Source organism: Streptomyces sp. NPDC059564 (genome assembly GCF_042735575.1).
GTDB lineage: Bacteria > Actinomycetota > Actinomycetes > Streptomycetales > Streptomycetaceae > Streptomyces.
Genome location: NZ_JBHWBP010000535.1, coordinates 1 through 3,686, shown reverse-complemented (window position 1 = coordinate 3,686; position 3,686 = coordinate 1). Strand labels below are relative to the sequence as shown.

Genomic DNA, 3,686 nt, shown 5'->3' with positions numbered 1-3,686 from the left:
GCACCCGGGAGTTGCGCTCCGCCCGGCGGCGGGGGTCCTTTGCGGTGCGGTGCGGGACCCGGGTGGCTGTGGTTCGGCACACTGCGGGGATGGGCCTCCTCATCGCCGCCTACGCCTCCCTCGCCGCCTGGCTCTGGCTCACCCTCGCCCAGGGCATGTTCTGGCGCACCGACGTCCGCCTCCCCCCGCGCACCGCCCCCGCCCGCTGGCCCTCCGTCGCCATCGTCGTCCCGGCCCGGGACGAGGCCGAGGTGCTGCCCCGCAGCCTTCCCTCCCTCCTCGCCCAGGACTACCCCGGCGACGCCGCGATCGTCCTCGTGGACGACGGCAGCACCGACGGCACCGCCGTACTCGCCCTGCGCCTGGCCGCCGAGCAGCCGGGCCTGCCCCTGACCGTGATCTCCCCCGGGGACCCCCCGCCCGGGTGGACGGGCAAGCTGTGGGCCCTGCGCCACGGCATCGCCCACGCCCGCGCCGCGTACGCCTTCACCCAGGTCAACGGGAGCGCGGGCCACGGCGGCGCCCCCGGGCCGGAGTTCCTGCTGCTCACGGACGCCGACATCGCGCACGAGCCCGACAGCCTCCGCGAACTCGTCGCCGCGGCCACCACCGCCGGGCTCGACCTCGTCTCCCAGATGGCACGGCTGCGCGTGGTCAGCCCGTGGGAGCGGCTCGTCGTACCCGCCTTCGTGTACTTCTTCGCCCAGCTGTACCCCTTCCGCCGGATCAACCGCCCCGCCGCCCGGACCGCCGCGGCGGCCGGCGGCTGCGTGCTGCTGCGCACCGCGGCCGCCGTCCGCGCCGACGTCCCCGACTCGATCCGGCAGGCCGTCATCGACGACGTCTCCCTCGCCCGCGCGGTCCAGCGTTCCGGCGGCCGGATCTGGCTGGGCCTGGCGGAGCGGGTGGACAGCGTGCGTCCGTACCCCCGGCTCGGGGACCTGTGGCGGATGGTGTCGCGCAGCGCGTACGCCCAGCTGCGCCACCAGCCGCTGCTGCTGGCGGGGACGGTGGCCGGGCTGGTCCTCGTCTACCTGGTGCCGCCGGCCGCCCTCTTCGCGGGGCTCGCGGCCGGGCGGCCCGCGGTGGCCTGGGCGGGGGGTCTGGCCTGGCTGCTGATGGCCGGCACCTACCTGCCGATGCTGCGCCACTACCGCCAGCCCGCGGTGCTCGCTCCGCTGCTTCCGCTTACGGCGCTGCTGTACCTGCTGATGACGGTGGACTCCGCCGTCCAGCACTACCGGGGGCGCGGCGCCGCCTGGAAGGGGCGCACCTACGCCCGGCCCACCGATGTCTGAAACGCCCGGATCCCGGCCGCCGGACACCGGCCGAGCACCGGCTGAGGGAACGTCATCCGAGGTCACCGCATTGTGACGCTCTGTCAGCGGCAGATAGGTGCAACACCCAACCGGTGAGTACGAGTAGGAACAAGACGGGGTGCAAGTGGCGAATCGTGCAGGTGAACGTCAAGTGAAAGCTGTGGCCCTGACCTGCGAATATGCAGGTCAGGGCGGTGTTGACGGCACCTCGCTATGGACCCCGTGAAGTCGTGGGCTTAACTTAGGTCCCATGACCTCCCCCCGCTCCACTTATGGCGGCGGTTACTACTCCGCGCCCTCCTTCCCGGACACCCCCATCTACGACTCCCTCGTCGCCGAACGCGGCACTCCGCAGATCGCCCCGATCCGCGTTCCGGCCGCCTACGAGTCGCCCAGTGCCGGTTACTCGAGCGGTGGGTACCTGCCGGCCCTCCCGTCCGCGCTGCCCGCCCTCCCGGCCGCGCCCTCGATGCCGCAGCAGCAGGGCGGCCCGGGGTACGGGTACGCATACCCGCAGCAGGGCGTTCAGCAGCAGCCGATGCAGATGCCGATGCCCCTGCAGCACGCGCCCGCGCCGTACATCCCGCAGCAGCAGCCGATGGCGGCCCGCGCGGGGTACGTTCCCCAGCCCCAGCCCCAGCAGCCCCGCCCGGTCGCGACCGGCACCGGGTACGAGGCCATGCGCCCGGCGGCCCCGAGGCCGGTGCCGACGCCCGCGCAGGTGCCCTCGTACGAGGACCCGTACGGCCGCCAGTACCAGGGGCGCGGCTACTGACCCGGCCCCCGGGCACTGTGCCCTGCGCGAAACGCGCTGGGGCTCCGGCAGGAGCGGCTGGCACCATGGCTCCATGTCGAACTTGTACGTCCAGTCGCTCCACGTCCACCCCGTCAAGTCGGTAGCGGGGACTGCTCCCGACGAGGTGGCCGTGGAGCCCTGGGGTCTGTCCGGTGACCGCCGGTGGGCGGTGGTCGACACGGCGGGCACGGTCATCACCCAACGCCAGCAGGCGCGGCTGGCGTTGGCTTCGGCGCGCCCGCTGGACGGCGGGCGCGTCCTGCTGTCCGGGCCGGGCATGGCGGAGCTGGTCGTGGAGGTGCCCGAGCCGGGCCCGCTGGAGCCGGTGGTCCTGTTCGGCAAGAAGATCGACACGGTCGTCGCGGCCAGTGCCGCCGCCGACTGGTTCAGTACGTACCTGGGGCTGCCCGCGCGGCTGGTCCACCTCGACGACCCGGCCGTACGCCGGCCCGTGGACCCCGATTACGCGCTGCCCGGCGAGACGGTGAGTCTCGCCGACGCGTATCCGCTGCTCCTGACCACCTCCGCCTCACTGGACGCCCTCAACGCGCTGATCGCCCGGGGCGAGCATCCGCTGGAGGGGCCGCTGCCCATGAACCGGTTCCGCCCGAACGTGGTGGTCGGCGGGCCGGCCGGGGCCTGGGCCGAGGACGGCTGGCGGCGCATCGCGATCGGCGACGCCGTCTTCCGGGGCGTGCGCGAGTGCGGGCGCTGCATCGTCACCACCACCGACCAGGAGACGGCCGAGCGCGGGCGGGAACCGCTGAAGACGCTGGCCGCGCACCGGCGGATCGGCAAGTCGCTCGCCTTCGGGCGGCAGCTGGTGCCGGTGGTCCTGGGCACGGTGCGGGTGGGCGACGAGGTGCGCGTGCTGGAGTGAGCGCGGACGACCCCGCAGCACCGGCCGAGCCCCGCACGCCACTGACCACGGCGGGTGGAATGACACCTTCGAGGGGCTCCCGGTGTCCACTGGAACCAACGGGCGACGCGGGGCCGTTGGAGCATGCAAGACGTGCGCGCACCCACCGCGATCAGGAGCACCGGATCGGGTGACACACGTCCCGCATATCCCGGAATGCGCGTTCGCCGGACATGCGGAAGGCTGGAACGCGCAGGCAGACGGGGCAAGGGGGTGCCGGACCGTGCGGACAGCAATGGGAGTGTGGCGTTGGCGGCGCAATCCGCTGCGCCGGCCGACGGATCGATTCGAGGCGTGGGTGGCCTTCGCGGCCCTCGTGTGCGTCCTGCTGGTGGCTCCGGCCGTCGGCTGCGCCGCCGGATTGAAGGTGGACGGCACGCTGCAGCGGGCCGCGCGGGAGCAGCGGCACGAGCGGTACCTGGTCCCGGCGGTGGTGGTCTCCCCGGCAGCGGGACCGGTCGCCGGGGCGGCCGCGGATCCGGCCGCGCAGCGGCAGGCACCGGGGCGGACGCCGATCGTGGCCTCGTGGACGGCGCCGGACGGCAGCAGCCATCAGGGCACGGTCCCGGCGGCGGAGGAACCGCCCCTGCCCGGGGACCGGTTCCGGATATGGACCGACATCAAGGGACGGCTGGTGGGGCAGCCGCTTGAC

Annotated in this window: 4 protein-coding genes; all 4 read left to right on the top strand. The window is 74.0% G+C overall.

The window, feature by feature from the left end; genetic code table 11:
* Nucleotides 1-89: 89 nt before the first annotated feature.
* Nucleotides 90-1,298, top strand: a complete 1,209-nt coding sequence (locus ACFV0Q_RS39645; RefSeq protein WP_385012721.1) for a glycosyltransferase — start codon at nt 90-92, stop codon at nt 1,296-1,298.
* 271 nt (nt 1,299-1,569) lie between these two features.
* Nucleotides 1,570-2,094, top strand: coding sequence for a DUF6643 family protein (locus ACFV0Q_RS39640; RefSeq protein ID WP_385012719.1), 525 nt, complete (start codon nt 1,570-1,572; stop codon nt 2,092-2,094).
* A gap of 73 nt (nt 2,095-2,167) precedes the next feature.
* Nucleotides 2,168-2,995 (top strand): MOSC domain-containing protein, encoded by an 828-nt coding sequence (locus ACFV0Q_RS39635; protein ID WP_385012717.1) that lies wholly within the window; start codon nt 2,168-2,170, stop codon nt 2,993-2,995.
* A 262-nt stretch (nt 2,996-3,257) separates the two neighbouring features.
* A partial coding sequence (locus ACFV0Q_RS39630; protein WP_385012716.1) for a hypothetical protein occupies nt 3,258-3,686 on the top strand: 429 nt, incomplete at its 3' end.